This window comes from Parvularcula bermudensis HTCC2503, assembly GCF_000152825.2.
Classification (GTDB): domain Bacteria; phylum Pseudomonadota; class Alphaproteobacteria; order Caulobacterales; family Parvularculaceae; genus Parvularcula; species Parvularcula bermudensis.
This window is the reverse complement of sequence record NC_014414.1, coordinates 902,385-929,152: the sequence shown is the minus strand read 5'-3', so window position 1 is coordinate 929,152 and position 26,768 is coordinate 902,385. Positions and strand designations below refer to the sequence as shown.

Here is a 26,768-nt window from a genome sequence, read left to right as displayed (position 1 = left end):
ATCATCAAAGGCGAGTGTGGATCCCACATTCCGTCTTTGCCGATCCGCGCCAGCGGCCCGCCCGGTTATCGTCGCCCGTCGCCACGGGATGGGTGCAGGGCCAGCATCCGATCGACGGAAACCCCTGATCGACAAGGGGGTGCCGGGGCAAATCGTGAGCCGCAAAATAAGCCTCAACCTCATCGGGGCCCCAGGACACGATGGGATTGACCTTAAAATGATCGCCCTTGTGCTCGAAGGTCGGCAGATCGACACGCTGTCCGCCATGAAACTGTTTGCGCCCGGTAATCCAGGTCCCGAAATCCCGAAGGGCACTATCGAGGGGTCGCACCTTTCTGAGGGTACAGCAGGCGTCTGGATCGCGCCGCCACAAATCGCCGTCCGGGTCCTCTACGGCCACCTCGTCCGCCGCCGGATGAAGATCACGCACATTGGTGAGCCCCAGCTTCTTCGCCAAATTCCGTCGATAGATCGGCGTTTGCGCGAAATGCTTTCCGGTGTCGATGAACAGGACCGGCAGATCCGGCGCCACCTGGGCCACAAGATGCAATAGAACAGCGGATTCAGCGCCGAAGGAGGAGACAAGCGCGATATCGCCGGGGAATTCCTCCTCGATCGCCGCCCGTAAGACCGTCACCGCGTCCGCGCCGCGATACCGGTCGGCCAGGGCTTTTGCCCGCACTTCTTCGGCGCTCGGCGATGTCGGTTCGATCTGCGCCATTTGACTAGCTCTCGTCATACTCTCTGGCTCCACGCCGCCCTCGCCCCAGGACGAGGTTGATAACTCACAGGGAAACGCTGAATCAGCGACCGTACCAGATCGACATCGTCCGTCGTTTCGAGGTCAAAGCTGGTAAAGCCGACACCGATGGCAAAGCGGATCTGATCGGGCAATAGCGCCCCCCTGGCCCGAACATCGCCGCGAACCCCCATACGGCGCAAGTGCCGAGCCTGGCTGAAAGGGCGACCATCCTTGAAAGTGGAAAAGCACAGCTCGATCACCTCGGCCGCGTTCACCTCATCGGCCCGGTCGGCGACCTCCTCGTCGGGCGCCAGAGACAAAATCGTCTCCGCCGCCGCCGGCGTCCGCAGCACCAATGCCCCCTCCTCGACCTTAAGCCTCAGCATAAAGCGCCTCCTTAAACGGCGTGTCGCCGACCCGGCGATAAACATCGATAAAGCTCTCCTCCGCCGCCGACCGGATTGAGAGATAGGTTTCGACCACCCGGTCGACAGCATCGACGACTTCGTCCGCACTCAACCCTTTTCCGACAATCGAACCGATCGCCGCTTGTTCGTCGGCGGTGCCGCCCAAGGTCACCTGATAGAACTCCTCGCCTTTTTTATCGACGCCGAGAATACCGATATGGCCGACATGGTGGTGGCCGCAGGCATTGATACAGCCTGAGATTTTAATTTTCAGCCCCCCAATTATTTCCCCCCTCTCGGGGTCGGCGAACCGCTCCTGAATACGGTTCGCAAGCGGAATCGACCGGGTATTGGCGAGATTGCAATAATCAAGGCCAGGGCACGCAATGATGTCGGTGATCTGCCCGGCATTCGCCGTCCCGAGCCCGATATCCACCAAAGCGCCATGCAGGCTGGGCACGTCACGCAGCCGGATATAGGGCAGAACCAGATTTTGCTCATGGGTGGTGCGGATTTCTCCGCACCCGTATTCATCGGCGAGGTCGGCCAGCGCGGACATTTGCGCCGACGTGATGTCGCCAGGCGGGCTCCCCACAGGTTTGAGAGAGACCGTGACGATGCCGTAGCCCTCAACCTTGTGAGCTGAAAGATTATTACGGACGAAACGCTTCAGAACACCGTCCTCGGCGCTGGCGGCATCGAGATGCGCCTGACCGTCCGGATCGGGTACCAAAGACGGACCGGTGAAGAAGGCCGCAATCCGCGCCCGTTCAGCCTCCGGCAAATCGACGGAGCCGCCGGGCCCCTCGGCGAGAAGAGCCGTCCATTCCTCCTCGACCTGGCGTCGAAATTCGTCCTCCCCCAGCGCATTGACGAGAATCTTGATCCGGGCCTTATAAATATTGTCCCGCCGTCCATGCAGATTGTAGACCCGCAGGATCGCCTCAAGATAACCAAGCAATTGCTCTTTGGGCAGAAAATCCCGGATAACCGACCCGATATAGGGCGTGCGCCCAAGACCGCCGCCGGCCAAAACGCGAAACCCAGATTCTCCCGCCTCGTTGCGGTGAAGATAAAGACCGATATCATGCACCTGAACGGCCGCCCGGTCCGATGAGGCCGCCGACACGGCGATCTTGAACTTCCGGGGGAGAAACGAAAACTCCGGATGAAAGGTCGACCATTGCCTGATGATCTCACACCATACCCTCGGGTCCTCGATCTCGTCCGAGGTCGCGCCCGCAAAGGGGTCGCAGGTCGTGTTCCGAATGCAATTCCCGCTCGTCTGTATGCCATGCATATCGTGATCGGCCAGCAATTGAAGGATATCCGGCATATCCGCCAGTCGGATCCAATTGAACTGCATATTCTGGCGGGTCGTTACATGACCATATCCCCGGTCATATTCCCGCGCCAATCGGCCGAGCGCCCGCAATTGGTCCGACGACAATGTGCCGTAGGGGATGGCGACCCGCAGCATATAAGCATGCAATTGCAAATAGAGGCCATTCATCAGCCTCAATGGCTTGAATTGGTCCTCAGTAAGCTGACCGTCTATGCGCCGGGCCACCTGGTCACGGAATTCGTCGACACGGGCCTGAACGACCTGGCGATCGATTTTGTCGTATTGATACATTATCGAGCCTCCGGAAAATGGCGGCGAAATTCGGGATGGATCGTCGGTCCGGTGTCGCGAATCTGCTCCCGCAGAAGAGCGCGTCCCGTCGGGGCCACCCCCTCCTCCTCGGCGACATCCATCAAATAGGGGCCGACGGCATGGGCCTCATCGGCGAGCGCCTGGTCGAGCAGAGAAAGCGCCTCGTCCCCCTCGGCGACCACGGCCTGGCGAAGATCCTCCGTCCACCCCGCATCGTCCTTAAGATAGATCACGGCCCCGGTCATGAGGTCATTGGCCGTCACCACCTTGGCGCCGACATTCTTCCCTTTCTTGACACCGCCGGCACTGATCTTCGCCGCCGGGGCATCGCGGGGTCCACCTGTTTCAGCACTCATTGTCCGTCTCCTTTTGAGGGGAGGTCAGATACCCCTTAGTCCTGTAGGTCATGCCGCAAGCCCCCCTTGGGCCACGATCTCCCTGAGCGCGCCATCATCGGCCAAGGCGGCAACCTCGCCGATGATCAACAAGGCCGGCCCCTTGATCTCATGATGGGCAACCCCGGCACAGAGGGCCGATAGATGCGTACGGATGATGCGCTGCTCGGGCAGTGTCCCCCGCTCGATAACAGCAACGGGGGTTGCCCCACCGCGACCCGCCGCGATCAGCGCATTGGCCACCTGTCCGGCGCGGCGTACCCCCATATAGACGGCCACAGTATGCCGAAGGGCGGCAAGCGCTGACCAATTGATATCGGGCGCGCCCCCCTTCCCCGCCTCTGCCGTGACAAAGGTAACGGCCTGGGACAGACCGCGATGGGTCAAGGGAATGCCGGTGGCGGCCGCACAGCCCGCCGCCGCCGTAATGCCCGGCACGATGGTGGCGGCGACCCCTGCGGCCCGCAGCGCCTCAAGCTCTTCCCCACCGCGACCGAAGATGAACGGATCCCCGCCCTTCAATCGGACGACCCGCGCGCCTTGACGGGCATGGGCGATCATCAGCGTCGCGATCTCTTCCTGCGGCAGCGCATGATCAGCCCGCTTCTTCCCCACATAGTGACGCGCCGCATCCCGCCGGATCAGCTCAAGGACCGCGTCGGAAACCAGATTATCGTAGAGAACGACATCGGCCTCTTGCAGATATCTGAGGGCCTTGAGCGTCAGCAGCTCCGGATCCCCCGGCCCGGCACCGATGATCGCCACATGCCCCTGTTGCTGGCCCTCGTCGACCGAAGAAAGCGCCTGGGTGAAGGCAGTCTCCGCCGCCGCCTGGTCGCCGGCAAGGACCGCTTCGGCGGCGGGCCCGTCGAACAGCCGCTCCCAGAACCCGCGCCGCCGGGAAGCGGGCACAGCATGGGCCACGGCGTCCCGCCGCTCGGCCGCAAAGGCAATGAGGTCACCGAGGCGCGCCGGCAGCAGGGCCTCGAGCCGCTCCCTCACCCGCCGTCCCAGCACAGGGGCCGCCCCCCCGGTGGAAATGCCGATCGCCATCTCTCCCCGCTCCACGATCGAGGGAATGACGACGTCACACTGCGCGGGACGATCGACGGCATTGACGGGGATTCCCGCCTGGTGAGCAAGATCGAGGGCGACCCTTGCCGCCGCCTCATCCTCAGTGGCGATGACGATAAGCGCCGGTCGCGGCGTCAAATCAGCGGGCAATAGCGGACGCGCGACCCGGCGAACCCGATCGCCAAAGGCCGCCGCAACGGCGCTGTTATCCTCAGCGGACACAACCGTCACAAAGGGGTCGGCCTTCATCAACAGCCTTAGCTTGCGCACCGCCAATTCGCCGCCGCCAACGACAATCACCGCGCGCCCCCGGAGATCAAAAAAGGCAGGAAAATATCGCATCAGAATCTCTAAACCATCGTCGCAATAGTCGAGATTTGGGTCGTGAAGCCAACCGAGGCAAACGAATCATTGCAGCGAAAGCTTCAGTAATTCTATAAGCACCGCGAAAGGGACAGACTTATGCGAAAATTGCCGCCCCTTAACTCTCTCAGGGCTTTTGAGGCCGCTGCACGGCATCTCTCGTTCACGAAAGCCGCCGAAGAGCTGAACGTCACCCCCGGCGCCGTGAGCCAGCAGGTCAAATTACTAGAGGAGACCGTGGGGGTGTCGCTCTTCCACCGCGGGGCCAAGGGTCTTGTCTTGACCGAAGGGGGGATTGCCGCCCTTCCCTCGTTGAGGGATGGCTTTGACCGCCTCGATGCGGGGGTCCGCCTCATGGGCCAACAGCGCGGCTCGGGCCGGCTGGCGGTCTCGGTCGCCCCGAGTTTCGCCTCCAAATGGCTCGTCCCGCGGCTCGATCGTTTTCAGGAACGACACCCCGATATCGATGTCTATGTCCACGCCGACATGGACTTGATCGATTTCAGCATGGACGATGTCGATGTTGCCATCCGTTACGGCCAAGGCACCTATCCTGATCTCGATGTTCAGCGGTTGATGAACGAAAAGATCGTGCCGGTTTGCGCCCCCAAGCTCCTGACTGCCGAGCCGCCCCTTAAGAAGATCGGAGATCTCGCGCACCACACGCTTCTACATGACAATGGGAATGATCACGAGATTGCGACCTGGCCGATGTGGCTGAAGGCGGCGGGGGCACGGGTCGATGGCACCCGCGGGCCGAGATTCAATCAATCCTCCCTCGTCATCGAGGCGGCGGTGGCCGGACGCGGCGTCGCGCTGGCGAAATATGCCCTTGCCGAGGCCGACCTCGAAGCGGCGCGCCTGGTCATCCCCTTCGACCTGACCAGTCCGACAGATTTCGCCTATTGGCTGGTCCATCCCCATGCGAAGGCCGCCCTGCCCGAGGTCAAAGCCTTCAAATCATGGATCGTCGAGGAAGCGACCGGGTAGTCGTCACACCACCGGACGGCCGTCACCATCGATCAACATCTCCCCATTCTCGCGGGTAACCGGGCCCTTGAAGGGACCGTCAAGCAGCGTGAGGACCGTTTCGGATGGGCGGCAGAGACGCACTCCCTTTTTCGTGCACACAAACGGTCTGTTGACGAGAACGGGATGGGCGACCATCGCCGCCAGAATATCCGCCGCCGGAACGCCCTCCTCGTGCAGGCCAAGCTCCTTGGCTTTCGCTTCCTTCGCGCGCAAGGCCTCCCTCGGTGTGAGGCCCGCCGCCGCGAACAGTCCCAGCAAATGGCCCTCTGTCCAGCCCGCCTTCAAATAGTCGACGATCACAGGGTCGGCACCGGTCGATTTAATAAGGGAAAGAGTGACCCGTGACGTTCCGCACCGGGAATTATGATAAATGACAATCATGGCCATCCCTCCTTTGCAAGACCGGCCTTAAAGCCCGCTGGCCGGGGTCGGGGTAGAGGTCGGGGCGCCGTTGATCCATTCCACATCCTGACCGTAAAGCGCCACGGTCGACAGCGCCATTTTGGCCGACCCGTCGATGGGTTTGCGCGAATAGACGATATACATCAGCGTTTGATTATCACTGTCGAAGACCCGCCTGACACCAATCGACTTGAAGACAAGGCTTTGGCGTTGAGAGAACACCATCTCTCCGTCCTTGGACAGATCGATATCGTCGATCCGCAACGGCCCGGTCTGCCGACAGGCAATGGACGAGTTGGAGGGATCTTCGAACCAATTGCCCTTGGCCATCCGGTCGAGCACCCCACGATCGAAATAGGTGAGGTGACAGGTCACGCCCTCCACCTTTGGATCGGTCAAGGCTTGCACCTTGATTTCGTTCCCGTAGAAATCATTTTTGAATTCCCCAACCTCATTGTCATTGCCGCACCCCGAAAGGAACGCGGCGATAAGGACGGGGAGAAGCAGGGTCATGCGCATGGCGTCTTGTCTATCCCGCCGGGGTGAGTTTGAGAAGCCGTCCCCCCGCGCCGCCGCGACTACGCTGGTCCTCAAGCAAGAAAACCGTCCCGTCGGTGCCCTCTTCGACCTCCCTGATGCGTTGCCCCATATTAAATCGCTCCGCCTCGCAAATCTCCCGACCGGACAGCTCACAATCGAAACTCACGCGTATGAGGCTCTCCGATGACAGCCCCCCGATCAGCGCGCTGCCTTGCCAGGTGGGGAAGGCCTCGCCCTGGTAAATGACCATTCCTGAAGGAGAAATCACTGGATTCCACCATTCATCGGGGTGGCGATAGGTTGGGTCCCGCGGCTCATGCGGGGGGATCGGCACCCCGTTGTAATTATCGCCGTAGGATACTTCCGGCCAGCCGTAATTTGCTCCGCGATCGATCCGTTGGAATTCGTCGCCGCCCCTGGGTCCCATTTCATGCTCCCACAGCACGCCGTCGGCATCGAACGCGATCCCCAACATATTCCGATGGCCGTAGGACCAGATCTGCGCGGTCACCCCGCCCTTATCGGCGAATGGATTGTCCTCGGGCACCTCGCCCTCCGGCGTCAGGCGAATAACCGCGCCAAGCGTATTGGAGAGGTCCTGCGCCGGGGCCTGTTCCTGGCGGTCGCCACTGGTGATGAACAGATAGTCGCCATCAGGGGAGAACAACAGCCGATGGCTATAATGGCCGCGCCCCGTCACCTTAGGGGTCTGGCGCCAAATTATTGTCTCGTCACTGAGAGCGCCGCCCTTCTCGGTCAAGGAGAGGCGCGCCCGCATGACGGCGGCGCCGCGGGTATTGTCTTCTCCCGCCTCGACAAAGGACAGATAGACAAGCCCGTTATCGGCAAAATCGGGGTGGACGATCACATCACCGAGACCGCCCTGCCCGCCGTAATCGACGGAGGGCACCCCCTCGATCGGGTCCGATACGAAGCCTTCTTGAGTACCCCATTTGAGGGATCCGGGCTTTTCCGTCACCAAGAAGCGCCCGTCCGGCAGAAAGGTCATGGCCCAGGGCTGGGTGAACTGCGCAACGACCTCGACATCGAACGGCCCCTCTGCCGGTCCTTGGGCCGAAGGCGGCTCTTCTGAGCAGGCAGGCAGTGACATGAGGACGCTCAGTCCAACAATGTGGATCGCAGATCGCATGGCGAGACTCCAGCTGTTTCCAATTACCACCTAGGTGAAGCCACTCCCCCGTCGAGCCTAGGCCGGCTCACCGCTGATGAGAGACCGGCGTGGTTTCCCCCTTGCCCAACAGATCAAGAGCGAACGCATAGAGATGGGCCCGCTCTTCGAGCCGCTCAAAACGCGCCGCGGATCCCCCATGCCCCGCCTCCATATTCATCCGTAACAGGAACGGCCCGCCCGTCGCCTCTTCTCTCAACCGTGCGATCCACTTGGCGGGCTCCCAATAGGTTACCCGATAATCGGTTAGTCCGCCGGTGGCGAGGATCGGTGGATAGGCCGCCCCCGCCTTGATATTGTCGTAGGGTGAATAGGCCGCAATCCAATCATATTGTTCTCGCTCGGTGATCGGATTTCCCCATTCGTCCCACTCCGGCGGGGTCAGGGGAAGCTCGGCATCGGAAATCGTCGTGAGCACGTCGACAAAGGGAACCGCGGCGAGGATCCCGCCATAAAGGTCCGGTGCCCTATTCACGGCAGCCCCCACCAATAGGCCGCCGGCGGAACCGCCATAGGCGACGATCCGGCCTTTCTCCGTGTACCCCCGATCGATGAGCGCTCTGGCCGCATCGTTGAAATCACTGAACGAGTTTTGTTTCTTGTCGAGCTTCCCGTCGAGATACCATTGTCGCCCCTTGGCTGAGCCGCCCCTGATATGCGCCAGCGCATAGACCACCCCCCGGTCCACGAGGCTGAGGACACTCGTCGAAAAGCTGTCCGGTATATAGGCGCCGTATGCCCCATACCCATAGAGCAATAGCGGCGCGCTGCCATCGAGGGGGATGGTCTTCAGTCTCAGAACGGTGACCGGGATGGTCTCTCCGTCCTGCGCGGGCAGGTGCAAATTATCGAGGGTGTAAAGAGACGGGTCGTGGCCGGAGGGGACGGTCTGGGTCTTCCTGAGGGTCCGCTCCCGCGTACGCATATTATAATCGAAGATCTGTTCAGGTGTCGTCGGGCTCTCATAGGAAAATCTGACGAGTTCGGTATCGAACTCCCCCCAGCCATCAAGGCCCAGGGCATAGGCCGCCTCGTCAAACGCGATCGAATGCTCATTTCCGTCATAGTCGCCAACGATCAAGCGCGGCAACGCATTCTCACGTTCGCCCCGAACAATATAGTCTTTGAACGGGACGAAACCGGACAAGAAAACGGCAGAACGATGGGGGATGAAATCTTCCCAATTTTCTCGCCCCGGAGCCTCGACAGGCGCGCGAACGATTTTGAAGTTCACCGCCTCATCGGCATTGGTTCGAATATAGAAATGGTCGCCACGATGATCGACGTCGTAGAGCTGGTTTTTGATCCGCGGGGCAATCAACACAGGATCCGCCATCGGGTCGTCGAGGGGAATGACCCGTGCCTCAGAGGTCACACCGTTCCCCACGCCGATTATGAGAAAGGCCTCCGACGAGGTCTCGTCGATGCCAAGGAACATTGCGTCGTCTGGCTCCTCATAAACGAGCCGATCCTCCGTCGGTGGGGTGCCGAGGATATGGTGCTTCACCCGCTTAGGACGCTGATTGTCGTCCCGCTCTACATAGAAAAAGCTTTGGGAATCGGCGGCCCACACCGCATCTCCATCCGTTGACGGAATGACTTCGTCATATTCCTTGCCGGTATCGAGCTGCCGGATCTTCATGTCGAAATACTCAGACCCCAGCCGATCAATACTATAAGCGAGCAGGCGATGGTCGGGGGACACATCGACCCCGCCAATATCGAAGAACGAGGCGTCACCGCGTTCGGCATCGCCGTCATAGATCACGTCTTCGTCACCGCCGTCCCGCGGGCGCCGGGCATACACCGGATAATCGCCGCCCTCACGATACCGAACGTAATAGGCATAAGGCCCATCGGGCATGGGGACGGCGCTTTCGTCCTCTTTGATCCTTCCCCGCATCTCCGACACCAGGGTCGCGCGCAGATCGCTCAGATGCGCCGTCGCCTCCTGGTAATACGCGACCTCCGCCTCAAGGTGGCGACGAATATCGGCATTGAGCGTCGACGGGTCGCGCAGCACCTCTTGCCAGTTCTCATCGCGCAGCCAGCCATAGGAGTCTGTTCGCTCGATCCCGTGCTGGTCGATCGTCATCGGTCGCTTTTCGGCGACGGGGGGGGTCAGGTCGGCACTGCGGCGGATTACCATAGGGATGTCCTCTCGACGGGCGGCGGCCTCTTGAGGGGAGATCGCCTCAGCATTCTCTGTCTCAGTAACGGTGTTGTCCGGCGCCCATGGGCCACAGCCCGACAGGAGGGCAAGCCCCAGGCTCCAGAACAATGTCGTCCACGCTTTGGTATTCGATCCCATCGTCATCTCCTGCATTGGCTGCGCTGGGGTCCCTCGCCTCTCCATCGGAACCTCCCCCCCACTTCGGCGTATGCTCACAAAGATGATGGAGAAATATCCTATGTCCAAGAGCCAAGGCAGTGCTGTGTGGAACGGCGATCTTAAAACCGGGACCGGCATGATGAATACCGAATCCGGGGCGTTGAGTAATGCGCGTTATGGCTTCAATTCCCGCTTCACCGGTGGCGAGGGGTCAAACCCCGAAGAGGTGATCGGCGCGGCCCATGCGGGATGTTTCTCAATGGCCCTGTCCCTTGAACTGGGGGAGAGGGGAGTAACCGCTGACAGCATCCACACGACATCGACTGTTTTTCTCGACGAAGTGGATGGCGGCTTTGCCGTGACCCGCTCCCACCTCAATGTGACCGTCAAAGCGCCCGGCGCGGATAAAGCCAAAATGCAGGAGGCGACGGAAAGCGCAAAGGTCAATTGCCCGATCTCAAAACTCCTGAAGGCCGACATCACGATGGACGCCACCTACGAAGTCTAAGGCCATAGGTCGGGCGGCGCCCCCCGAGGGCGCGCCTCGCCTGCGCGCAGGTCAGCCGCCAACCGACGCGCCGAGCCAGACGGCGATATAATTGGGGAAGTAAAAAGCCGTCCCGGCGATGAAAAATCCAGACGCGACGAGCACCGCCCATTCGATGGCATTGGGATAGTGGCGGGACTCGGTCGGCAAATCCAAATTGGCAAGCAGAAATGTGGAAATCGCGAGGAGAAGCGCCAGGACCAGCGCGCCCGGCACAATCCAAACCGCGCCGTCGGTCAGCGTCGTGGCAGCGCTACCCACGGCCACCTCGGCAAGAACCACCACATAGGCGACAATGAAGAGCAATATCCGAAAGATAAACATGGCGCGCCCCCTCCCCCGCGGAGCTGATCTTAGGTGACCTTAGCCGATGGACAGGGGTAACGCTTCTCGCCCCTTACCCTGACGCGCCAGGCCTTACCGCAAAACCGTCAAGGACCAAAGGGCGCTCTGCCGATAAGGAAGGGCGGACGATAGGGAGAGGGGGCGGCGCTGCCTCGCGCCCCGCCGCCGGCCCCTCAAAGGGCGGCCAGTTCTTTTTCCTTACGCACGTCGAACGCGCCTTCGAGGGTATCGGCTTTCGCTTCATCGAACAGGTCTTCGGCCTTGGGAAAGACCTCCTCCTCTTCCTCGTCGACATGGTGGATCACCTTGTGCGCCAGCGTTTTAAAGCGGGTCAGCCAGCCACTCGAACTGAACGCCATTTCGGACAATTCCTCGGCAATATCCGACATTTCCTTGTGCTCGGCGACGCTATGGCGGGCTTTCTCCGTGCCATCGGGCTTTTCCATCAGCGCGGCGTAGAAGATCTGCTCCTCCGCCAGGGCGTGGGCCTCTAATTCCTTGAACAATTGCGGCCAGAGGTCCCGGCGCCCTTCACTATCGCCCTCGGTTTCGCAGAGCTGGGCAATCAATTCGCGTTGGCGGTCATGGTCCTGCTTGAGGCGGGTAAAAATCGACATGGGCGTCTCCTGAGAAATCACTCTTGGGACATAGGCCGCCGCCCCGGCAAAGCCCGTCTTCCAGCCCCCTTCCGGCCCGCCCAAGCGCGCCGCGCCGCCTTGAAATCGCCCCGAATTCGCCTGCCTGTCGCCCTCTCCTTTCACACTGGGCGGTCTAGCTCTATGTTGCAGGCGCGAAAGGCCCTGCTTTTGAGGGTGAGAAGTAATGGTACCATCATTCCCATTCCTGGTTCTGAAGCCAGCCGCCGTTGCGGGCGTGATCGGTTGGGTCTTTGGACAGCTTGCCACATTGCCGGTCGTGGTGCCCGAGCCCATCGCCACAAAGGCGGATCTGATGCCCGATCAGGCGGGCACTCAGACAGACCCCGAGGTCAAGGATCGCCCCGCCGCCAAGGCCTCAGACGAGGACGAGCAGGAGATCGCCGCAGCGCAGGAGGATACGGAGCCGGACGCGCCCGCCGATCCTCCCTTCTCCTTCGAAACGGTGATCGCCGAAGCCAAGGCCCTTTCCGCGCGTTCCTATCAGGCGCCCCCTGATCCGCCGGCCGCGGCCAAGGCCCTGGACTACGACGCCTATCGCCGGATTCGCTTTCAGGAACGCCGCGCCGATCTGCAATCGAGCGAGAGCTTTCGTGTCCAATACGCCCCGCGCGGGTCGTTATTCAGTCGCGCGGTGGACATCTATTTCGTCAGCGACGGGACGGTGTCGGAACGGCCCTATGACCCCAAGGACTTCAACTTCTATGATTTGCCCCTATCCGAAGAGGAAAAAGCCGATCTCGATTTTGCGGGCTTTCGACTATTGTCGCCCATCAACGCCCCCGGAAAGTTCGACGAGGTCTTGAGTTTTCTTGGGGCCAGTTATTTCAGAGCCATCGGCGCGGGCGACACCTACGGCACCTCGGCGAGGGGGCTGGCGATCAGAACCGCGTCCCCGGAAGGGGAGGAATTTCCCCATTTTCACCGCTTCTGGCTCGAAGTCCCCGCCCAGGACGCCACGCAGCTGACCGTCTACGCCTTGCTCGACAGCCCAAGCGTGACCGGGGCCTTCGCCTTTGACGTCGCCCCCGGATTTGCGACTATTATGGATGTCCAAGCGGTCTTTTTTCCGCGCCGCGACCTCGAAAATGTGGGAATTGCGCCGCTGTCCTCGATGTTCGAGTTCGGCAGCCAGGACCCTTTGCTCCGCAAGCGCGACTATCGCCCGAACGTCCATGACGCGGATGGGCTGGCGATCCGCTTGGCGAATGGCGAGAGGGTCTGGCGGCCACTGGTGAATCCGCAGAATGTCGAGATTTCCAGCTTCGCGGAGAAGACGCCGCTCTCTTTCGGTCTTGAGCAGCGTGAGCGGACCTTCAGCGCCTTTGCCGATGACGAAGCGGCCTATGAGACGCGGCCTTCGGTGACGATTACGCCCAAGGGCGATTGGGGGTCAGGCCGTTTGATGCTGGTTGAGATCCCCACACCGAATGAGTTCAACGACAATATCGTGGCGTTCTGGCGCCCCAAGACCCCATGGAAGAAGGGCGAACGGATCGATATCGCCTATCGTCTGCATTGGGGGGAGGCATTGGGTCCTCAACCCGCCATCGCCACCGTGGCGAAAACGCGGATCGGACAGGAAATCGGGGGAGACAGACCCTTGATCATTGTCGATTTTGAGGCCGGGGACCCCGCGCTGTGGGCCAACGCCAACCCCATGGTGACGACCTCCAACGGGTCGATCGTCGGACTGACGCACCGGCTGATCCCCGAAGAGGGACTATACCGGATCAGCTTTCTGCTCGACAAAGACGATCCCCGACCTGCGGAACTGCGCGGCGTCATTCAATCAGGCAATCGTCAGGTCAGCGAAACGTGGCTATTTCGGTGGACGGATCTTTGACCATGCGCCCACCGGAGGCGCCCTTGGCCATGCCAAAGCAGCGGCTCGGCGACGCCGCGCCTCGCCACCGAACGCCCCCCCGATCCTTGCGATGGCGGAAGGCCGCGGTCGGCCTTGGCGCTATTGGCATCACCGCCTTTGCCACCAGGGAGATGTATCTGGTGCTCGCCGTGGCGGAGATGATCCCCCTCGAATGGGCGCTCCTCTCTCTGTTTTCGATCAATCTGGCCTGGATCACCTTCGGTTTCGTCTCTGCAACGATCGGCCTGGTCCTCGTTTTGACCGATCGGCCTCGGCCATCACCGCCCGCCCAATGGCGACCACGGACCAAAACCGCCATCCTCTTCCCGGTCTATAACGAGGACCCGGCGCATATCTGTGCGACCGTCGAAGCCGTTGCCCATGCCCTGTCCACCAGCGCGCCGGGCGCGTTTGCGTGCTTCGTCCTTGCCGATACCAATCGTCCCGGCGCCGCCCTTCGGGAGGAGGCGGCGCTCCTCGCCCTTAAGGCGGGGGAGCCGACGGGCTGCCCGATCTACTATCGGCGACGGACCCTCAACCACGAGCGGAAATCGGGCAATATCGAAGATTTCGTCCGCCGTTGGGGCGCCGCCTTCGACCATATGATCGTCTTCGATGCCGACAGCTATATGGAGACCGATACCCTATTAGAGCTCGTCCGGCGGATGGAGGCAGCGCCGGATGTCGGCCTCATCCAAACGATCCCCCAACTCGTTGGGGGCCGGACGGTATTTGCCCGCTCTCAGCAATTCGCAGCAGCACTCTATGGCCCCATCCTTGGGGCGGGGGTCGCCTGGTGGGCGGGAAATGAGGGCAATTATTGGGGGCATAATGCCATCATCCGCCTATCGGCCTTCGCCGAAAGTGCTGGCCTCCCCGCCTTTCCCGGAACGCCGCCTTTTGGCGGACCCATTCTTAGCCATGACTTCATCGAAGCGGCCCTGCTCCGCAAGGCAGGCTGGAAAGTGCTGATCGCCAGGGATCTTGGGGGCTCTTACGAAGAGGGACCGCCGTCGATCATCGATTTGACGATCAGGGATCGCCGGTGGTGTCAGGGTAATCTTCAGCATCTTTCGGTGCTCTTCAGAACACGCAGCATGGCCTGGACCAATCGGTTGCATCTGATGATCGGGATCATGTCCTATCTCGCCGCCCCCTTATGGATGTTATTGATCGGTGTCGGGATGGCGCTCTCACTCCAGGCTCAATTCCTGCGGCCCGAATATTTCGGCAATGATATCAGTCTCTTTCCCCGATGGCCGATTATCGACAGCGCAAGAGCCCTCAGTCTTTTCGGCATCACCATGGCGATCCTCTTTGCCCCGAAACTCTATGGGCTGATCTATGGGCTATGGACGCCGCTTTGGCGAAATACGGTGGGGCCCCTTCGCTTGACGGCGGGGGTTCTCGCGGAAACCGTGATCTCGGTACTGATCGCGCCCATTCTCCTCGTTGCCCAGAGCGCCTCAGTTCTCGCCATCCTCACGGGGCAGGATTCGGGCTGGTCGCCCCAGCATCGACGCGGCGGCTATGCCTGGGGGACGATCCTGCGCCGCCATGGGCGCACCGTGCTCCTTGGGGCGCTCTTGACCACCGCGGCCTTTGCCATTTCCCCGATCTTTGCGGCCTGGTTGGCGCCAGCGTCGATCGGCATGATGCTCGCCCCCCTTCTCTCGAAACTGACGGGGTCCTCCGCGCTGGGCGGCGCGGCCCAGCGTGCCGGGATTCTCATCACCCCCTATGAGCGCGACGTGCCCGCCTCGGTCGCCGCCGTCACGGCACGGGAGCCCTCTTATGCCGTCCTCACCGCGCCTGATCTCAATGGGTTGATGGCCGACCGGTATAGCCGTGACCAGCGCGCCGGCCTTGTCGATTCGCTATGGATCCTGCCGCCGCGCACTGTCCATGTGCCCCTGGCGACGGCGATCGCCAAGGCCGAGTGGCTGAAGGACAGCGAAACCCCCCTCGACGATCTGCTCGATGACACGGAAATCATGGCGCTGCTCAATGATGTGACCGCGCTGGAGGTCGCCACGGCCCGCTGGTGTGGCTCCAACCTCTAAAGGCACGATCGGTCAGCCGCCCCAAGCGCGTCTTCAAGCGACGGAGAACCGGTACGCGCGAAAAAAAGGCGATAAAAGAAAGACACAGAGACGATTTCACGCCCCATGACGAACCGCAACAATTCTAGAAGAGGCGTTCACTGTCCTCGACCCAATCGTCGAGCAGCCGGACGGCAATCAGTCCCACGCCCATCACCATCAGAGAATTCCCGATCGACTCATTCATATTCTTTGGCAGAAAGCGCGCCAGGCCATCCCGCGTGACCCGCGCGGCCTTGCGGGCGCCTCTGTCGTGACTTTGCCGCCGAGGACGCTTGGGCAGTTCGAGGGCGGTGGGTCGCCATTGTCTGACCCCAAGCCCGAGGGCCATCAATCCGGCCCCAAGGACCAAGGGCGTATGGCGGGAAAGGGGGCGGCGCATGGGTCACCTCATCAGTCAATTACCTCTACGCCACAATAAACGCGCCAGCCGCCGAAACGATCACGCCCCCAAAGAAAAAAGGCGACCCAAAGGCCGCCCTTTCCCTCGCAGATGCCTGCGCACATTCGCGATGGAACCGGCTCAAACGTTGTTGAACTGGTTCATCGTGTTGTCTTTACCGCCAGCCTTAAGAGCGGCATCGCCGGCAAAATACTCTTTGTGATCGTCGCCCATGTCCGATCCGGCCATGTTCTGGTGCTTGACGCACGCGATCGACTGACGAATTTCTTCGCGCTGAACGTTTTTGACATAGCCCAGCATGGCTTCGTCACCGAAATACCGCTTGGCGAGATTGTCCGTGGACAGCGCCGCCGTGTGATAGGTCGGCAGGGTGATGAGGTGGTGGAAGATCCCCGCCTTGGCCGCGCCTTCCCGTTGGAACGCCTGGATCAATTCATCGGCCTTCACCGACAGCTCGCTGTCATCGTAATCGACCGACATCAGACGGTCACGATCATAGCTGGAGACATCTTTTCCTTCTTCAGCCCACATATCGTAGACTTGCTGACGGAATTTCAGCGTCCAGTTGAACGACGGCGAGTTGTTATAGACCAGCTTCGCGTTCGGCATGACTTCGCGGATACGATCGACCATCGACCCGATCTGATCGACGTCCGGCTTTTCGGTCTCGATCCATAGAAGGTCGGCACCGTTTTGCAGCGAGTAGATGCAGTCCATCACGCAACGGTCCGCGCCTGTCCCCGGCTTGAACTGGTAGAGGTTGGACGGAAGACGCTTCGGACGCAGCAATTTGCCGTCCCGCTTGATGAGAACGTCCGAACTCGTGCAATCCTCCGCGCTGACTTCTTCGCAGTCCAGGAAGGAGTTGTACTGATCGCCGATATCGCCCGGTTCGTGACTGATCGCGATCTGCTTGGTGAGGCCGGCCCCGAGGGAGTCCGTCCGCGTGACGATAATGCCGTCCTCAACGCCCAGCTCCAGGAAGGCATAGCGGCACGCCCGCACCTTCGCGATGAAATCTTCGTGCGGAACGGTGACTTTGCCGTCCTGGTGGCCACACTGCTTTTCATCGGAAACCTGGTTCTCGATCTGCAGCGCGCAGGCCCCGGCTTCGATCATCTTTTTCGCCAAGAGATAGGTCGCTTCGGCATTCCCGAAGCCGGCATCGATATCGGCGATAATCGGCACAACGTGGGTTTCGTAATTGTCCACCTGCTCCTGGATCGCCTTGGCTTTCGCTTCGTCGCCAGCCTCCTTCGCCGCGTCGATTTCACGGAACATCATGCCGAGTTCCCGCGCATCGGCCTGGCGAAGGAAGGTATAAAGCTCTTCCACCAGGGCGGGCACAGAGGTTTTCTCGTGCATGGATTGGTCAGGCAGCGGACCGAATTCGGACCGAAGCGCGGCGACCATCCACCCGGAGAGATAAAGATAGCGGCCTTTGGTCGACCCAAAATGTTTCTTGATCGAAATCATTTTTTGCTGACCGATAAAACCGTGCCAGCAGCCAAGCGACTGGGTGTAATTGGCCGGGTCTTTATCGTAGGCGGCCATATCCTCGCGCATGATCTTCGCGCAATAGCGCGCGATGTCGAGGCCGGTTTGGAACCGGTTTTGCGCCCGCATCCGCGCGACGCTTTCCGCGGAAATACCATCCCACGTACCGTCGTAGGATTTGATCAGCGAACTCACCTGAGAGACATCTTCGGAAAAAGCTGTCATCGAAATTCTCCTCGTGCTGGGCCAGGCTCGTCTTGCCCATAGGGCAACAGATTCACCTGGACATTAGGGCCATCGGGACGGGGACATTCCCCAAACCTGGCGCTCCCCTGTCATATTCCCGGGCCGCGGCAGAGGTGCAAAGGGTATCGATGTTTGGATTTACATAAGTTTCGATGTAAGTCTGTCAAAACTTTACAAAAGGCACGGTCACCATGGCCAGATCCAAATCCCGATTCATCGGCCCACGGCTCCGCCGTCTGCGTCGTGACCTTGGGCGAACACAGTCGGAGATGGCGGAAGATCTGGGGATTTCGGCCTCCTATGTGGCCTTGATCGAACGGAACCAACGGCCGTTGACGGCGGATCTCCTGTTGCGGCTTGCGGAAACCTTCGATGTGGATCTCAAAACCTTTGCCGGTGATGGCGGCGAAGAAATGACCGCCCGCCTGCACGATGCCTTTCGCGACCCTCTGCTCGCCGATCTCGATGTCACGCCAGGGGATCAGGCCGACCTGGCCGCCGGGAACCCCGCCATGGCCGAAGCGATGCTGCGGCTTTTCACCGCTTATCGCGAAGGGCAATTGGCACTGGCCGACCGCAAGGCCGAGGGGAGCGAGAATCCCGTTGACGATGCGCGCGCCTTTCTCTCCGCGCGACGCAATTACTTCCCCGTTCTGGATGAGCGGGCGGAGCGCCTGGCCCGGGCGGCAAGTGAGGCAGGCGGGCTCGCCGGATATTTGGCGAGTGCCTATGGGATCAAAGTGCGCAGCCTCCCCGGCGATGTGATGGGGCAAGCGTTACGACGCCTCGACCCCCATCGCGGTGAGCTTGCCCTGTCAGATACCCTGGATGTGGCCACACGCAGCTTTCAGGTCGCCCTCACCCTTGCTTATCGAGACCTCGATGCGCCCATCGAGGCCGCGCTGGACGAGGGCCAGATGAGAGCCGAAGCCGCCAGGCGATTAGCGCGTCGCGCCCTTGCCAATTATGGCGCTGCGGCGATCCTCATGCCCTATACGGAGATGTTCAGGCATGCCGAGAAGTCGGGATACGATGTCGAGGCGCTGGCGCGTCATTTCGGGGTCAGCTTCGAACAGGCCGCGCACCGGCTGACCACCCTGCGCAAACCCGGTGCCGAGGGGGTGCCGTTTTTCTTCATCCGCGTGGACAAGGCGGGGAACGTCTCAAAACGCCTCGATGGCGGCGGCTTTCCCTTTGCCCGCCACGCCGGCTCCTGCCCCCTATGGTCGCTGCACGACAGTTTCCGTACCCCGCGAGAAGTCCGAACGGAGGTGCTGGAATTGCCCGAAGGAGAGCGCTTCTTCTCCATCGCGCGAACGGTCACCGCCGGCGGCGGCGCCTATGGCGCGACAAAGGTGACGCGAGCTGTGGCCCTCTGTTGCCCCATCGAAGACGCAGGACGCTTGGTCTATGCTTCAGAAAAGGACCTCTCCGCCCTACCGGCAACCCCGATCGGTGTGACCTGCCGCCTCTGCCAACGGGCTGGGTGCGCCGCCCGCGCAGAACCGCCAATCGGCCGCTCCCTGCTGCCGGACGATTACCGACGGCTCGTGGCGCCCTTCGCCTTTGCCGACCGCTAAGCACAAGGCGCGGGACCGGGAGAAAGAGCCGCGTGGGCGGCGTTGCCGTTGCCCTGCGGCACCGCCATTTGGGGGGGAGCATTATCAAAGGACGAGCATGGCCGAGGATCTGACATTACCCCCCGAATGGGCCCCCCATGCCGCGCTGTGGGTCGGCTGGCCGCATCTGCCCGAGGAATGGGGAGGTGCCCTCGACAAGGCGCGGGCGGAGATCGCCGGCTTTGTCGAGACCGTGTCCCCCCATGTGCCGGTACGAATCGCGATCGGCAGCGATGCCGCCGCGACCGCGGCCGAGGCCCATGGCCTCGATAAGCTCGCCGATCTCGTCCAGGTCCCCACCGGCGATATCTGGCTACGCGATACCGGCCCCATCGTGGTTTACGAGGACGGCCGACGGGTCGCGCGAACCTTTGCCTTCAACGGCTGGGGCGGCAAGTTTGAGATGCCGGGGGACAAGGAAACGGCGGTCGCCATTGCCGAGGCCGAACTCATCCCCCAGACACGCGATGCCTTTGTCCTCGAAGGGGGGTCAATCGAAGGGGACGGGCTGGGCGATCTCCTGACCACGCGGGAGTGCCTTCTCAATCCCAATCGCAATCCCTCCCTCGGCCAAATCGATATCGAGAAGCGCCTTCGCGAGCGCTTGGGTGTTGCGCGCATTCACTGGCTTCCCCAGGGTCTCGCCCACGACCATACCGACGGGCACATCGACAATGCTGCCCGTTATGTCGGTCCCGGTCATATCCTGTGCCAGGACCCATTCGGCACTGATGATCCGCAGGCCGAACGCCTTCAACAGATCAAGACGCGCTGTGAGGCGATTGGGGTCGATCTGTCGACGATTCCGGCGCCGGGGCGGGTCCTCGGTCCCGATGGGGGCCCGCTGCCGGCCAGCCATCTCAATTTCGTCATCACCAATGGGATTGTCGTCATGCCCGGATTTGGCACGCCCTCTCAATCCGCGGCACGAGAGGGCCTTGAGGCGGTGTTTCCCGATCGCCGCGTTGTGGTGCTGCCCTCCTCCTTCCTGCTTCATGGGGGGGGAAGTTTTCACTGCATGACCTGCCCCATTCCCGCCTCCAAAGACACCTAGGACAGATATGACCCGCCGCTTCACCCTTGCCGCCGTTCAGTATGCCCCCGGTCTGGCCGCCGATCCGCTCGGCGCGGCCGAAGCCTGGATAAGGAGAGCCGCCGAAAGCGGCGCTCGCCTCATTCTGCTGCCGGAACTCTTTGCCGGACCTTATTTCTGCAAGACCCAGGAGGAGCCGCATTTTCGGACGGCCCATCCCCTGACGGCGCATCCTGTCCTCGCGCGTCTCGCCCCGCTGGCGAAGGCGTTGAATGTGACCCTGCCGCTTTCCCTGTTTGAGAGGGAAGGGCCACATCACTATAACACGGTCGTCGTGATCGGCCCCGATGGGCAACAAAAGGGCCATTATCGAAAAAGCCACATTCCCGACGGCCCAGGCTATCAGGAGAAATATTATTTCCGTCCTGGGAACACCGGATTTCGGACATGGGCGGTGGAAGACGCTTCCTTCGGTGTGGGGATTTGTTGGGATCAGTGGTTCCCGGAGGCGGCGCGCGCCATGGCCCTTCAGGGCGCGGAATTCTTGCTTTACCCGACGGCCATAGGGGCGGAGCCCCAGGACCCAACCCTCGACACGGCCATGAGGTGGCGCCGGGCCATGCAAGGCCATGCCGTGGCGAATGCCATGCCCGTGGTCGCCGTCAATCGGATAGGCGACGAGGAGGGGCAGCGCTTTTATGGGACGAGTTTTATCTGCGATCAGTCAGGGGACATCGTGGCCGAGCTTGGCCGGGAAGAGGAAGGCGTCATCAGCGCCAGCTTCGATCTCGATGCCCTGGCCGAGGAACGCGCGGCCTGGGGCTTTTTCCGCGACCGGCGCCCTGACCTCTATCACGCTTTATGCGAGGCGTGAGGGCTTAAGCTCCGCGTCCTTCAAGCCGACCTCCGGCCAGCGTCAACGGCCTCATCAGCCGCGCTTCCCTTCGAACGGATTGAGCTTCTTCAGAAAATATTGCAGACCGCCGCGGTTTTCCTTGCGGTCCAACTCCTCTTGGCTGGTGAGGAACGTGGTCTGCACCACATACCTCTCCCCCTCATAAGGGGGATGACCGTGCCAACTGGTGTCCGACCGCGCAAAGGCGAAGACATTCCCGGCCAGCGGCGCCACTTCTTCGGCGAAATCCTCCATATCGTCGGCACCATTCAGCGCCCGGATGGCGCCGCCCTCCTCGGCATCCCAATCGTCGTTGAGATAGACGAGCATGGTACAGATCTTCGATACGCTATCATTATGGATGCGCCCGTCCCCGGCCTTGGAGAGGCGCCGCACGGTGATCATCCGGGGCTTATCGCGAAGCTCAAGCCCGAGCTTTTCGGAGAGCGTGTCAGCCAGCGCCGCCGACTGGAGATCGGCGATCAGATCGGCAAAACGCCCCCGCGCCTCAAGTTTGGAAAGAGGAAGATAGCCGGTCTTCTCAATGGCCGGATAGTCCGCCCGGATCGCCGCAGCCTCCTCCCGGCTCAACGTCCCCTCAGCAACGATATAGGTGAACGGGTCATGCCGGGTCTCGGCGGCCCTCAATGCGGCAAAGTTCAACATCGCCCTTCCTCAGCCCTGACGCGCCGAACAGACCTCGTGGCTAGCCCGTCGTGTCAGTATCGCTTTCGTCCAAGGGCACGGCATAAAGCTCCAGCCGGTGATCGATCAATCGATAGCCGAGTTGCCTTGCGATCTTTTCCTGCAGGGCCTCGATCTCCTCATTCACGAACTCGATGACCTCGCGGGTGCGGATATCGATGAGATGGTCGTGGTGCTCTCCGGTCACTTCTTCGTATCGCGCCCGCCCGTCCTGGAAGTCATGGCTCTGCACGACATCATAATCTTCGAGCAGACGAAGAGTCCGGTAGACGGTCGCAATCGAAATGCGGTCGTCGATCTCAGTTGCCCGCCGGTGAATTTCTTCGACATCCGGATGATCCTCCGCGGAGGAAATCACGCGGGTGATGACCCGTCTTTGGTCGGTCATCCGAAGACCTTTTTCGATACAAAGATTTTCCAAGCGATCCATGGATATGTCCTAAGCGCTAGTGCCGAACCGCCGCAAGATCGGTGCGACGCTGGAGTATTCGGGCATGTCGCCCATCCGAATAATAGCCATGCCGCCGTCCTACCTCATGGAAGGCGGCGCCGGTGTAGAGCTTGAGCGCAGCGTGGTTCTCCTCAGCCACCTCAAGGAAGATGCGGCATACTCCCGCCTTTTCCGTCTCAGCGACAAGATAGTGCAAGAGCGCTCGACCGCCACCATGCCGGCGATGGCTCTCCGCCACGCCGAAGGTCAGGATTTCCGCCTCCTCCCCAATATGACGCGTGGCGCCCAAGCCGACCGGAACGTCGTCAGCATCGCAGAAAACGGCCACGATATGGTCGGCATGATCAATCGTCTGTGACCAGAAGGATTCCCCCCAGGCACTGGTCGCAAAGATATCGCTGTGGAGAGCCCCAAGGCGAGCCGCCTCCTCCGCGCGGGCGCGGCGCACGCTCATTGGGCCCCTATGGGGACAAGGGGCGCCGGCGGCCGGGCATCAGGGGGGCGGCTATAAACGGGGACGAACGGCCCTGGGGCCCATTTGCCCGGCGTCCTCGCGAGCTGGGCAATATCCGGCACGAGCGGCCCCGTCGGCGGCCGATCGGGCCATATCGCCCTCTGCCCATCCCCGATCACCCCCGCCGTATCGGGATTGGGCCAACGCTGCCGCGCGGTTTCAAGATCGATCAGCTCGGCCGCGCCGATCGCCTCTCCCTCAAAGACAGTGGCGCTGACTTGGCCGCGACGAATATCAATCAAACAGACGCCCTGCTGCTGGGACGGCGCACTGGCCCTTAAGGCACGGGGCAGGGTGACGGGGCGCGACGTGATCCCCCCGGCGGCGAGCAGCCCGCCGGCAAAGCTAATCCCCACACGTACCCCCATAAAACTTCCCGGTCCCACCGTGACGATCAGATCGGTCAGGTCGCCGACCGCGACGCCGTTCGCCGCCAGCATGTCACGTACGACAGGCGCCAATCGCTCGGCATGACCGGTCCCGATCCTTTCCTGAAAGACGGCGCAGGACGCTTGGGTCGCCAGCGCCACACTGAGGGTCGGCAAACAGGTATCGAGGGCAAGGACGGCGATAAGGGCAACTCCCGTTCACATAGCCCGTCTTTACCCCACGGCTTCGACGGCGGTCACCTCTGGTACGTAGTGTTTGAGCAAATTTTCAATTCCGCTCTTGAGCGTCATGGTCGAGGAGGGACAGCCCGAACAGGCGCCGCGCATACTCAAAAAGACGATCCCATCGCCGGGGACGAAGCGGTGAAAGACGATATCCCCGCCATCCTGCGCAACCGCCGGGCGCACCCGCGTTTCGATCAGGTCGATAATTTGCTCAACGATTTCCTTGGTCTCGCCCTCGTAATCGTCGGGCGTATCGGCGCTATCCGCAGCGGCGCCCTGATCCACGACAGGGATTCCCGCGGCAAGATAGTCGGCGACCGTGCCCAGGACGGCGGGTTTGAGATGCTGCCATTCCACACTGGGGTCCTTGGTCACAGTCAAAAAATCCGCCCCCAGATAAACCTCGACGACCCCGTCAATATCGAACAAGGCCGAGGCGAGGGGCGAGACTTTCGCCGATTCAAGGGTGGGAAAGTCCATCCCCATCGACCCTCCCCCTAAAACAGCCTGTCCCAGCACAACCTTTAAAGAGTGGGGGTTGGGTGTGTCATAAGTATCAATAAACATTTGCGCCTATCCTTATATACGGTCCACAATTGGCACCCCAATCGCCTTATTTATTCAGGCTGGCGGTGGAAACACAGGCAATAATTTTACCCGGGCCTCAAGCCATTCTTGTTTCGACATCGTGGGTTTACTGTCATCCGCCGCGATACCCTAGATATGATGTCGACGAGAACATTCTCAACAGGGAGGGGCGGCGACAGCGCTGGCAACGCTGATGCCAAAGGCGCGCTCCCCCAGGGTCGAGCCCCAGGGTCAGGTTTACCCCAACGGGCACCGAAAGGTAACGTTTTGGGGTACCGCGCTTTTCATTCAAATCGGCGCCGCAGGGGTAAGCGAATTCTTACCCAGGGACGTTCTACGCCCACCCTTCGTTTAATCTTTGGTCTTACTTGTTAATCCGACCCGGGACTAGTCGTCCCTTTCCTCCCTTGTTGCGTTTGGAGGCGCCCATGCTGCGATCCACCTTGGCCCTGACCTGTGCCGTCAGCTCTCTCACCCTTGCCCAGGCCGAAGAGGTCAGACTGAAGAACCAGCCCTATGGAGAGGATGTCCGGCAACAATTCGACCTCTACCTTCCCGATGAGGTCAGCGGCGAGAAACGTCCGTTAATCGTCTTTGTCCATGGCGGCAGCTGGCAGTCGGGGGACAAACGTCAGGCATGGACCAAGCGAAGGCTATTTCTTGACCGGGGCTTTGCGGTGGCCTCCCTCAATTATCGCTTTTGGCCGGATGTGACCGCCCAAGGCATGGTCGAGGATATCGCCGCAGCCCTGTCCCAGCTGATTGACGGGGCCGATCAATTCGGCATCGACGAGGATCGCATCGTGATGATCGGCCATTCCGCTGGGGCGCATTTGGTCTCGGTGTTGGGAACGAATGAGCGATATCTGGAGGCAGCGGGACTGAGCTTCGACGACCTTGCCGCCATCGTCTCCCTCGATACCGGTCGATATGACATCGAAACCTCCCTCGAAGGGGTGAGCTTTTCCCCCTTTGGCGGCGGAGACTCCGCGCTGTTCGGCAACAGCCTCGACGAATGGCGCGACGTCTCTCCCCTGAGAAGGGTTGTGGACGGAGAAAACCACCCGGCCTTCTTGGTGGTCGCGGCCGCCGACCGTCCGGAGAGCGACCTTAGAACCCAAGTCCGCCCCTTTCTGAGCCGCCTGTTTGGCGCAGGGGTTCAGTCCGATTTTTACCGGGCCGAGCGCCGGTCCCATGTCGGTCTGTTCCAGCGGTTCGGGCGCGAGAACGATCCCACCACAAAGACAGCCATCGCCTTTATGGAAGACGTGTTTGCCCGTCGGCAAGCGTCAAAGCGCGAGGATACCTGGTCCCTGGCCCCCTCGGTCATGAAAGGGACGAGCGCGGCGCCCCGGCCCCTTGGGACCGCCGACTCGCTCCTCGCCCCTTGGCAAGAGGGATTTGCGGTAACGCGAAGCGGTGAAGACGGCCTGACGCGCCTTGATTTCTACGACCCCGCTCAAAATCAGTGGACAGACGGCTTAATATTCTCAGATGACGATCGACCGGGTTCCGCCCTGTTCACAGCAACGGTTGAGACCGACAGACGCGGGGCCCCCATCGCGGCCACCCCTTTCCTCCTGATCGGGACCAGCCAGGAAAGCCGCCCCCTCGCGTCCCGTGCCCCGCGCCTTTATACGCTCACCCCGAGCGACATGACGGCCCCAGAGGCCATCGAACTTGGGACACCGATTAAACGCCCGATCGATGTGTCGATCACCGCCTTCGGCCAGCATCGCGATAGCGTGACCGGGGCGGATCTTGTTTTCGCCGCCGCGAGCCCGGCCAGTGCCGGTATCTATGCAGCCGGGGTCGCCCCCCAGGATCACCGGCGCCTGGTTTGGAGCGACCAGCCGGAATTCACCGGTCGGCCCTTGGAGGATATTACTGGCTTCGCCACATGCGGCGGCCATTTCTTCGCCGGCTCCGCCAATGCCCTTTACCGGCGGATCGATGGGCCGCGACCGCAATGGACGGTTCTGAGCAATCTCCGAGTCGATCCGGCGGTTCGGCAACTGGCTCGCCGCGCAGGCTTCCCCTGGCGCGGCATGGAGACCCTCGGGGCGCTTCATTGCGGCACTGCGAAGGGTCAACCTGCCCTCGTCTTCGGCCTGCACAATGCGGTCCTCTCCGCCGATCTTGAGCGGGGACGCGTGACCGTCGAGACCGACCTGCGCGATCTTGCCCTGACCGATCAAGGGTTGGCGGTGCTCCACGCCTCCCTGGAAAGGGCCGCCACCTTAAATCAGCAAACGGAGCAAGAAGAGGTCGTATTCGGCCTCTCCTTCACCCTTGGCGACGCGGCCAGCACTATGAGCGCCGATCCTGACGGCTCCCCATCGACGGGCTATCTCCTATCGCGCCATGCGCACCCGACTGAGACCGTGTTTTCGATCGAGGCCATAGACCTTAAAGGAAAAGACGCCGCCACGCCCTTTGGCGCGGTCACCGGTCTCGCCGTGCATCACCAGCCCAGGGCGGCGCAAGCTGCGATATTCGCCCTTGGGCGAAACGCCGCCCTCGCGCACAGACCGCTGGGCCGGTGATCCCCGT

General features: G+C 61.4%; 26 protein-coding genes. 8 read left to right on the top strand and 18 right to left on the bottom strand.

Features of this window, described 5'->3' with window-relative positions; translation table 11 throughout:
* Positions 1–4: 4 nt before the first annotated feature.
* The 5 genes from PB2503_RS04505 to cysG are packed head-to-tail and all read right to left on the bottom strand — an operon-like array spanning position 5 to position 4,617.
* Complete coding sequence (locus PB2503_RS04505) at positions 5–721, bottom strand: phosphoadenylyl-sulfate reductase (protein ID WP_013300045.1); 717 nt, start codon at positions 719–721, stop codon at positions 5–7.
* 14 nt (positions 722–735) lie between these two features.
* Positions 736–1,128, bottom strand: a complete 393-nt coding sequence (locus PB2503_RS13810) for a DUF934 domain-containing protein (protein WP_013300044.1) — start codon at positions 1,126–1,128, stop codon at positions 736–738.
* Positions 1,115–2,785 carry a nitrite/sulfite reductase gene (locus PB2503_RS04495; protein WP_013300043.1) on the bottom strand — a complete coding sequence of 557 codons (1,671 nt, stop codon included), beginning with the start codon at positions 2,783–2,785 and terminating at the stop codon, positions 1,115–1,117. Before PB2503_RS04495 ends, PB2503_RS13810 begins: the two co-directional genes overlap by 14 nt.
* Positions 2,785–3,162, bottom strand: a complete 378-nt coding sequence (locus PB2503_RS04490; protein WP_013300042.1) for a DUF2849 domain-containing protein — start codon at positions 3,160–3,162, stop codon at positions 2,785–2,787. Before PB2503_RS04490 ends, PB2503_RS04495 begins: the two co-directional genes overlap by 1 nt.
* A 48-nt stretch (positions 3,163–3,210) precedes the next feature.
* Positions 3,211–4,617 (bottom strand): siroheme synthase CysG, encoded by a 1,407-nt coding sequence (gene cysG, locus PB2503_RS04485; protein ID WP_013300041.1) that lies wholly within the window; start codon positions 4,615–4,617, stop codon positions 3,211–3,213.
* A 120-nt stretch (positions 4,618–4,737) separates the two neighbouring features.
* On the opposite strand from cysG, the gene gcvA reads away from it, so the two are divergent.
* Complete coding sequence (gene gcvA / locus PB2503_RS04480; protein ID WP_013300040.1) at positions 4,738–5,628, top strand: transcriptional regulator GcvA; 891 nt, start codon at positions 4,738–4,740, stop codon at positions 5,626–5,628.
* Positions 5,629–5,631: 3 nt separating this feature from the next.
* Here the strand turns inward: gcvA and arsC are convergent, their stop codons facing one another.
* From arsC to PB2503_RS04460, 4 genes are all read right to left on the bottom strand, one after another.
* Entirely contained in the window at positions 5,632–6,057 is a 426-nt protein-coding gene (gene arsC / locus PB2503_RS04475) for an arsenate reductase (glutaredoxin) (protein ID WP_013300039.1), read from the bottom strand.
* A 21-nt stretch (positions 6,058–6,078) separates the two neighbouring features.
* On the bottom strand, positions 6,079–6,585 hold the full coding sequence (locus PB2503_RS04470) for a CreA family protein (protein WP_013300038.1): 507 nt from the start codon (positions 6,583–6,585) through the stop codon (positions 6,079–6,081).
* Between the two features lie 16 nt (positions 6,586–6,601).
* The gene (locus tag PB2503_RS04465; RefSeq protein WP_013300037.1) at positions 6,602–7,762 is read right to left on the bottom strand and encodes a PQQ-dependent sugar dehydrogenase; all 1,161 of its coding nucleotides are present in this window, start codon (positions 7,760–7,762) and stop codon (positions 6,602–6,604) included.
* A gap of 67 nt (positions 7,763–7,829) precedes the next feature.
* Entirely contained in the window at positions 7,830–10,112 is a 2,283-nt protein-coding gene (locus PB2503_RS04460; protein WP_202944408.1) for a S9 family peptidase, read from the bottom strand.
* A 100-nt stretch (positions 10,113–10,212) separates the two neighbouring features.
* Here PB2503_RS04460 and PB2503_RS04455 point away from each other — a divergent pair, with 100 nt between their 5' ends.
* Positions 10,213–10,641: an OsmC family protein gene (locus PB2503_RS04455; protein ID WP_013300035.1), complete on the top strand. Its 429-nt coding sequence runs from the start codon at positions 10,213–10,215 to the stop codon at positions 10,639–10,641.
* A gap of 51 nt (positions 10,642–10,692) precedes the next feature.
* On the opposite strand, the gene PB2503_RS04450 is transcribed toward PB2503_RS04455, so the two are convergent.
* Together PB2503_RS04450 and PB2503_RS04445 are read right to left on the bottom strand one after the other, a co-directional pair.
* Positions 10,693–11,004, bottom strand: coding sequence for a hypothetical protein (locus PB2503_RS04450; RefSeq protein ID WP_013300034.1), 312 nt, complete (start codon positions 11,002–11,004; stop codon positions 10,693–10,695).
* 194 nt (positions 11,005–11,198) lie between these two features.
* A complete protein-coding gene (locus PB2503_RS04445) occupies positions 11,199–11,786 on the bottom strand; it encodes a hemerythrin domain-containing protein (RefSeq protein WP_013300033.1) in 588 nt (195 codons plus the stop codon).
* Between the two features lie 61 nt (positions 11,787–11,847).
* Here PB2503_RS04445 and PB2503_RS04440 point away from each other — a divergent pair, with 61 nt between their 5' ends.
* On the top strand, positions 11,848–13,527 hold the full coding sequence (locus PB2503_RS04440; protein ID WP_013300032.1) for a glucan biosynthesis protein G: 1,680 nt from the start codon (positions 11,848–11,850) through the stop codon (positions 13,525–13,527).
* A gap of 2 nt (positions 13,528–13,529) precedes the next feature.
* Positions 13,530–15,611, top strand: coding sequence for a glucans biosynthesis glucosyltransferase MdoH (gene mdoH / locus PB2503_RS04435; RefSeq protein ID WP_013300031.1), 2,082 nt, complete (start codon positions 13,530–13,532; stop codon positions 15,609–15,611).
* A gap of 124 nt (positions 15,612–15,735) precedes the next feature.
* Here mdoH and PB2503_RS04430 read toward each other — a convergent pair whose 3' ends face one another.
* Together PB2503_RS04430 and PB2503_RS04425 are read right to left on the bottom strand one after the other, a co-directional pair.
* Positions 15,736–16,032: a hypothetical protein gene (locus PB2503_RS04430; RefSeq protein WP_013300030.1), complete on the bottom strand. Its 297-nt coding sequence runs from the start codon at positions 16,030–16,032 to the stop codon at positions 15,736–15,738.
* A gap of 141 nt (positions 16,033–16,173) precedes the next feature.
* Positions 16,174–17,775, bottom strand: coding sequence for an isocitrate lyase (locus PB2503_RS04425; RefSeq protein WP_013300029.1), 1,602 nt, complete (start codon positions 17,773–17,775; stop codon positions 16,174–16,176).
* 212 nt (positions 17,776–17,987) lie between these two features.
* Here PB2503_RS04425 and PB2503_RS04420 point away from each other — a divergent pair, with 212 nt between their 5' ends.
* The 3 genes from PB2503_RS04420 (at position 17,988) to PB2503_RS04410 (ending at position 21,322) form a co-directional block, all read left to right on the top strand.
* The gene (locus PB2503_RS04420) at positions 17,988–19,376 is read left to right on the top strand and encodes a helix-turn-helix domain-containing protein (protein ID WP_013300028.1); all 1,389 of its coding nucleotides are present in this window, start codon (positions 17,988–17,990) and stop codon (positions 19,374–19,376) included.
* A 97-nt stretch (positions 19,377–19,473) separates the two neighbouring features.
* Positions 19,474–20,469 carry an agmatine deiminase family protein gene (locus PB2503_RS04415; protein WP_013300027.1) on the top strand — a complete coding sequence of 332 codons (996 nt, stop codon included), beginning with the start codon at positions 19,474–19,476 and terminating at the stop codon, positions 20,467–20,469.
* 7 nt (positions 20,470–20,476) lie between these two features.
* Positions 20,477–21,322, top strand: coding sequence for a carbon-nitrogen hydrolase (locus PB2503_RS04410; protein ID WP_013300026.1), 846 nt, complete (start codon positions 20,477–20,479; stop codon positions 21,320–21,322).
* A gap of 54 nt (positions 21,323–21,376) precedes the next feature.
* On the opposite strand, the gene PB2503_RS04405 is transcribed toward PB2503_RS04410, so the two are convergent.
* Genes PB2503_RS04405 through PB2503_RS15085 form a run of 5 tightly spaced genes read right to left on the bottom strand, consistent with a single transcriptional unit; the run spans position 21,377 to position 24,194 of the window.
* Positions 21,377–22,009 carry a 2OG-Fe(II) oxygenase gene (locus PB2503_RS04405; RefSeq protein WP_013300025.1) on the bottom strand — a complete coding sequence of 211 codons (633 nt, stop codon included), beginning with the start codon at positions 22,007–22,009 and terminating at the stop codon, positions 21,377–21,379.
* Positions 22,010–22,049: 40 nt separating this feature from the next.
* Positions 22,050–22,478, bottom strand: coding sequence for a Fur family transcriptional regulator (locus PB2503_RS04400; protein ID WP_013300024.1), 429 nt, complete (start codon positions 22,476–22,478; stop codon positions 22,050–22,052).
* A 16-nt stretch (positions 22,479–22,494) separates the two neighbouring features.
* Positions 22,495–22,953: a GNAT family N-acetyltransferase gene (locus PB2503_RS04395; protein ID WP_013300023.1), complete on the bottom strand. Its 459-nt coding sequence runs from the start codon at positions 22,951–22,953 to the stop codon at positions 22,495–22,497.
* Positions 22,950–23,585: a tRNA (adenosine(37)-N6)-threonylcarbamoyltransferase complex dimerization subunit type 1 TsaB gene (gene tsaB / locus PB2503_RS13805; RefSeq protein ID WP_083810965.1), complete on the bottom strand. Its 636-nt coding sequence runs from the start codon at positions 23,583–23,585 to the stop codon at positions 22,950–22,952. Before tsaB ends, PB2503_RS04395 begins: the two co-directional genes overlap by 4 nt.
* Positions 23,586–23,615: 30 nt before the next feature.
* Complete coding sequence (locus PB2503_RS15085; protein ID WP_041534889.1) at positions 23,616–24,194, bottom strand: NifU N-terminal domain-containing protein; 579 nt, start codon at positions 24,192–24,194, stop codon at positions 23,616–23,618.
* 449 nt (positions 24,195–24,643) lie between these two features.
* Between PB2503_RS15085 and PB2503_RS13800 the strand changes: the two genes are divergently transcribed.
* Positions 24,644–26,761, top strand: a complete 2,118-nt coding sequence (locus PB2503_RS13800; RefSeq protein WP_013300020.1) for an alpha/beta hydrolase — start codon at positions 24,644–24,646, stop codon at positions 26,759–26,761.
* The last annotated feature ends 7 nt before the right edge of the window (positions 26,762–26,768 follow it).

Bases quoted from the DNA above. Each gene is read 5' to 3' on its own strand.
- PB2503_RS04405 (WP_013300025.1), bottom strand. From the start codon at position 22,009: ATGTTGAACTTTGCCGCATTGAGGGCCGCCGAGACCCGGCATGACCCG.
- PB2503_RS04465 (WP_013300037.1), bottom strand. From the start codon at position 7,762: ATGCGATCTGCGATCCACATTGTTGGACTGAGCGTCCTCATGTCACTG.
- PB2503_RS04400 (WP_013300024.1), bottom strand. From the start codon at position 22,478: ATGGATCGCTTGGAAAATCTTTGTATCGAAAAAGGTCTTCGGATGACC.
- PB2503_RS04410 (WP_013300026.1), top strand. From the start codon at position 20,477: ATGACCCGCCGCTTCACCCTTGCCGCCGTTCAGTATGCCCCCGGTCTG.
- PB2503_RS04460 (WP_202944408.1), bottom strand. From the start codon at position 10,112: ATGGGATCGAATACCAAAGCGTGGACGACATTGTTCTGGAGCCTGGGG.
- PB2503_RS04470 (WP_013300038.1), bottom strand. From the start codon at position 6,585: ATGACCCTGCTTCTCCCCGTCCTTATCGCCGCGTTCCTTTCGGGGTGC.
- PB2503_RS04395 (WP_013300023.1), bottom strand. From the start codon at position 22,953: ATGAGCGTGCGCCGCGCCCGCGCGGAGGAGGCGGCTCGCCTTGGGGCT.
- PB2503_RS04495 (WP_013300043.1), bottom strand. From the start codon at position 2,785: ATGTATCAATACGACAAAATCGATCGCCAGGTCGTTCAGGCCCGTGTC.
- mdoH (WP_013300031.1), top strand. From the start codon at position 13,530: ATGCGCCCACCGGAGGCGCCCTTGGCCATGCCAAAGCAGCGGCTCGGC.
- PB2503_RS04430 (WP_013300030.1), bottom strand. From the start codon at position 16,032: ATGCGCCGCCCCCTTTCCCGCCATACGCCCTTGGTCCTTGGGGCCGGA.
- PB2503_RS04415 (WP_013300027.1), top strand. From the start codon at position 19,474: ATGGCCGAGGATCTGACATTACCCCCCGAATGGGCCCCCCATGCCGCG.
- PB2503_RS04425 (WP_013300029.1), bottom strand. From the start codon at position 17,775: ATGACAGCTTTTTCCGAAGATGTCTCTCAGGTGAGTTCGCTGATCAAA.
- PB2503_RS04450 (WP_013300034.1), bottom strand. From the start codon at position 11,004: ATGTTTATCTTTCGGATATTGCTCTTCATTGTCGCCTATGTGGTGGTT.
- PB2503_RS04490 (WP_013300042.1), bottom strand. From the start codon at position 3,162: ATGAGTGCTGAAACAGGTGGACCCCGCGATGCCCCGGCGGCGAAGATC.
- cysG (WP_013300041.1), bottom strand. From the start codon at position 4,617: ATGCGATATTTTCCTGCCTTTTTTGATCTCCGGGGGCGCGCGGTGATT.
- PB2503_RS15085 (WP_041534889.1), bottom strand. From the start codon at position 24,194: ATGTTTATTGATACTTATGACACACCCAACCCCCACTCTTTAAAGGTT.
- PB2503_RS04505 (WP_013300045.1), bottom strand. From the start codon at position 721: ATGGCGCAGATCGAACCGACATCGCCGAGCGCCGAAGAAGTGCGGGCA.
- PB2503_RS04440 (WP_013300032.1), top strand. From the start codon at position 11,848: ATGGTACCATCATTCCCATTCCTGGTTCTGAAGCCAGCCGCCGTTGCG.
- PB2503_RS04420 (WP_013300028.1), top strand. From the start codon at position 17,988: ATGGCCAGATCCAAATCCCGATTCATCGGCCCACGGCTCCGCCGTCTG.
- PB2503_RS04455 (WP_013300035.1), top strand. From the start codon at position 10,213: ATGTCCAAGAGCCAAGGCAGTGCTGTGTGGAACGGCGATCTTAAAACC.
- PB2503_RS13810 (WP_013300044.1), bottom strand. From the start codon at position 1,128: ATGCTGAGGCTTAAGGTCGAGGAGGGGGCATTGGTGCTGCGGACGCCG.
- PB2503_RS13800 (WP_013300020.1), top strand. From the start codon at position 24,644: ATGCTGCGATCCACCTTGGCCCTGACCTGTGCCGTCAGCTCTCTCACC.
- arsC (WP_013300039.1), bottom strand. From the start codon at position 6,057: ATGGCCATGATTGTCATTTATCATAATTCCCGGTGCGGAACGTCACGG.
- gcvA (WP_013300040.1), top strand. From the start codon at position 4,738: ATGCGAAAATTGCCGCCCCTTAACTCTCTCAGGGCTTTTGAGGCCGCT.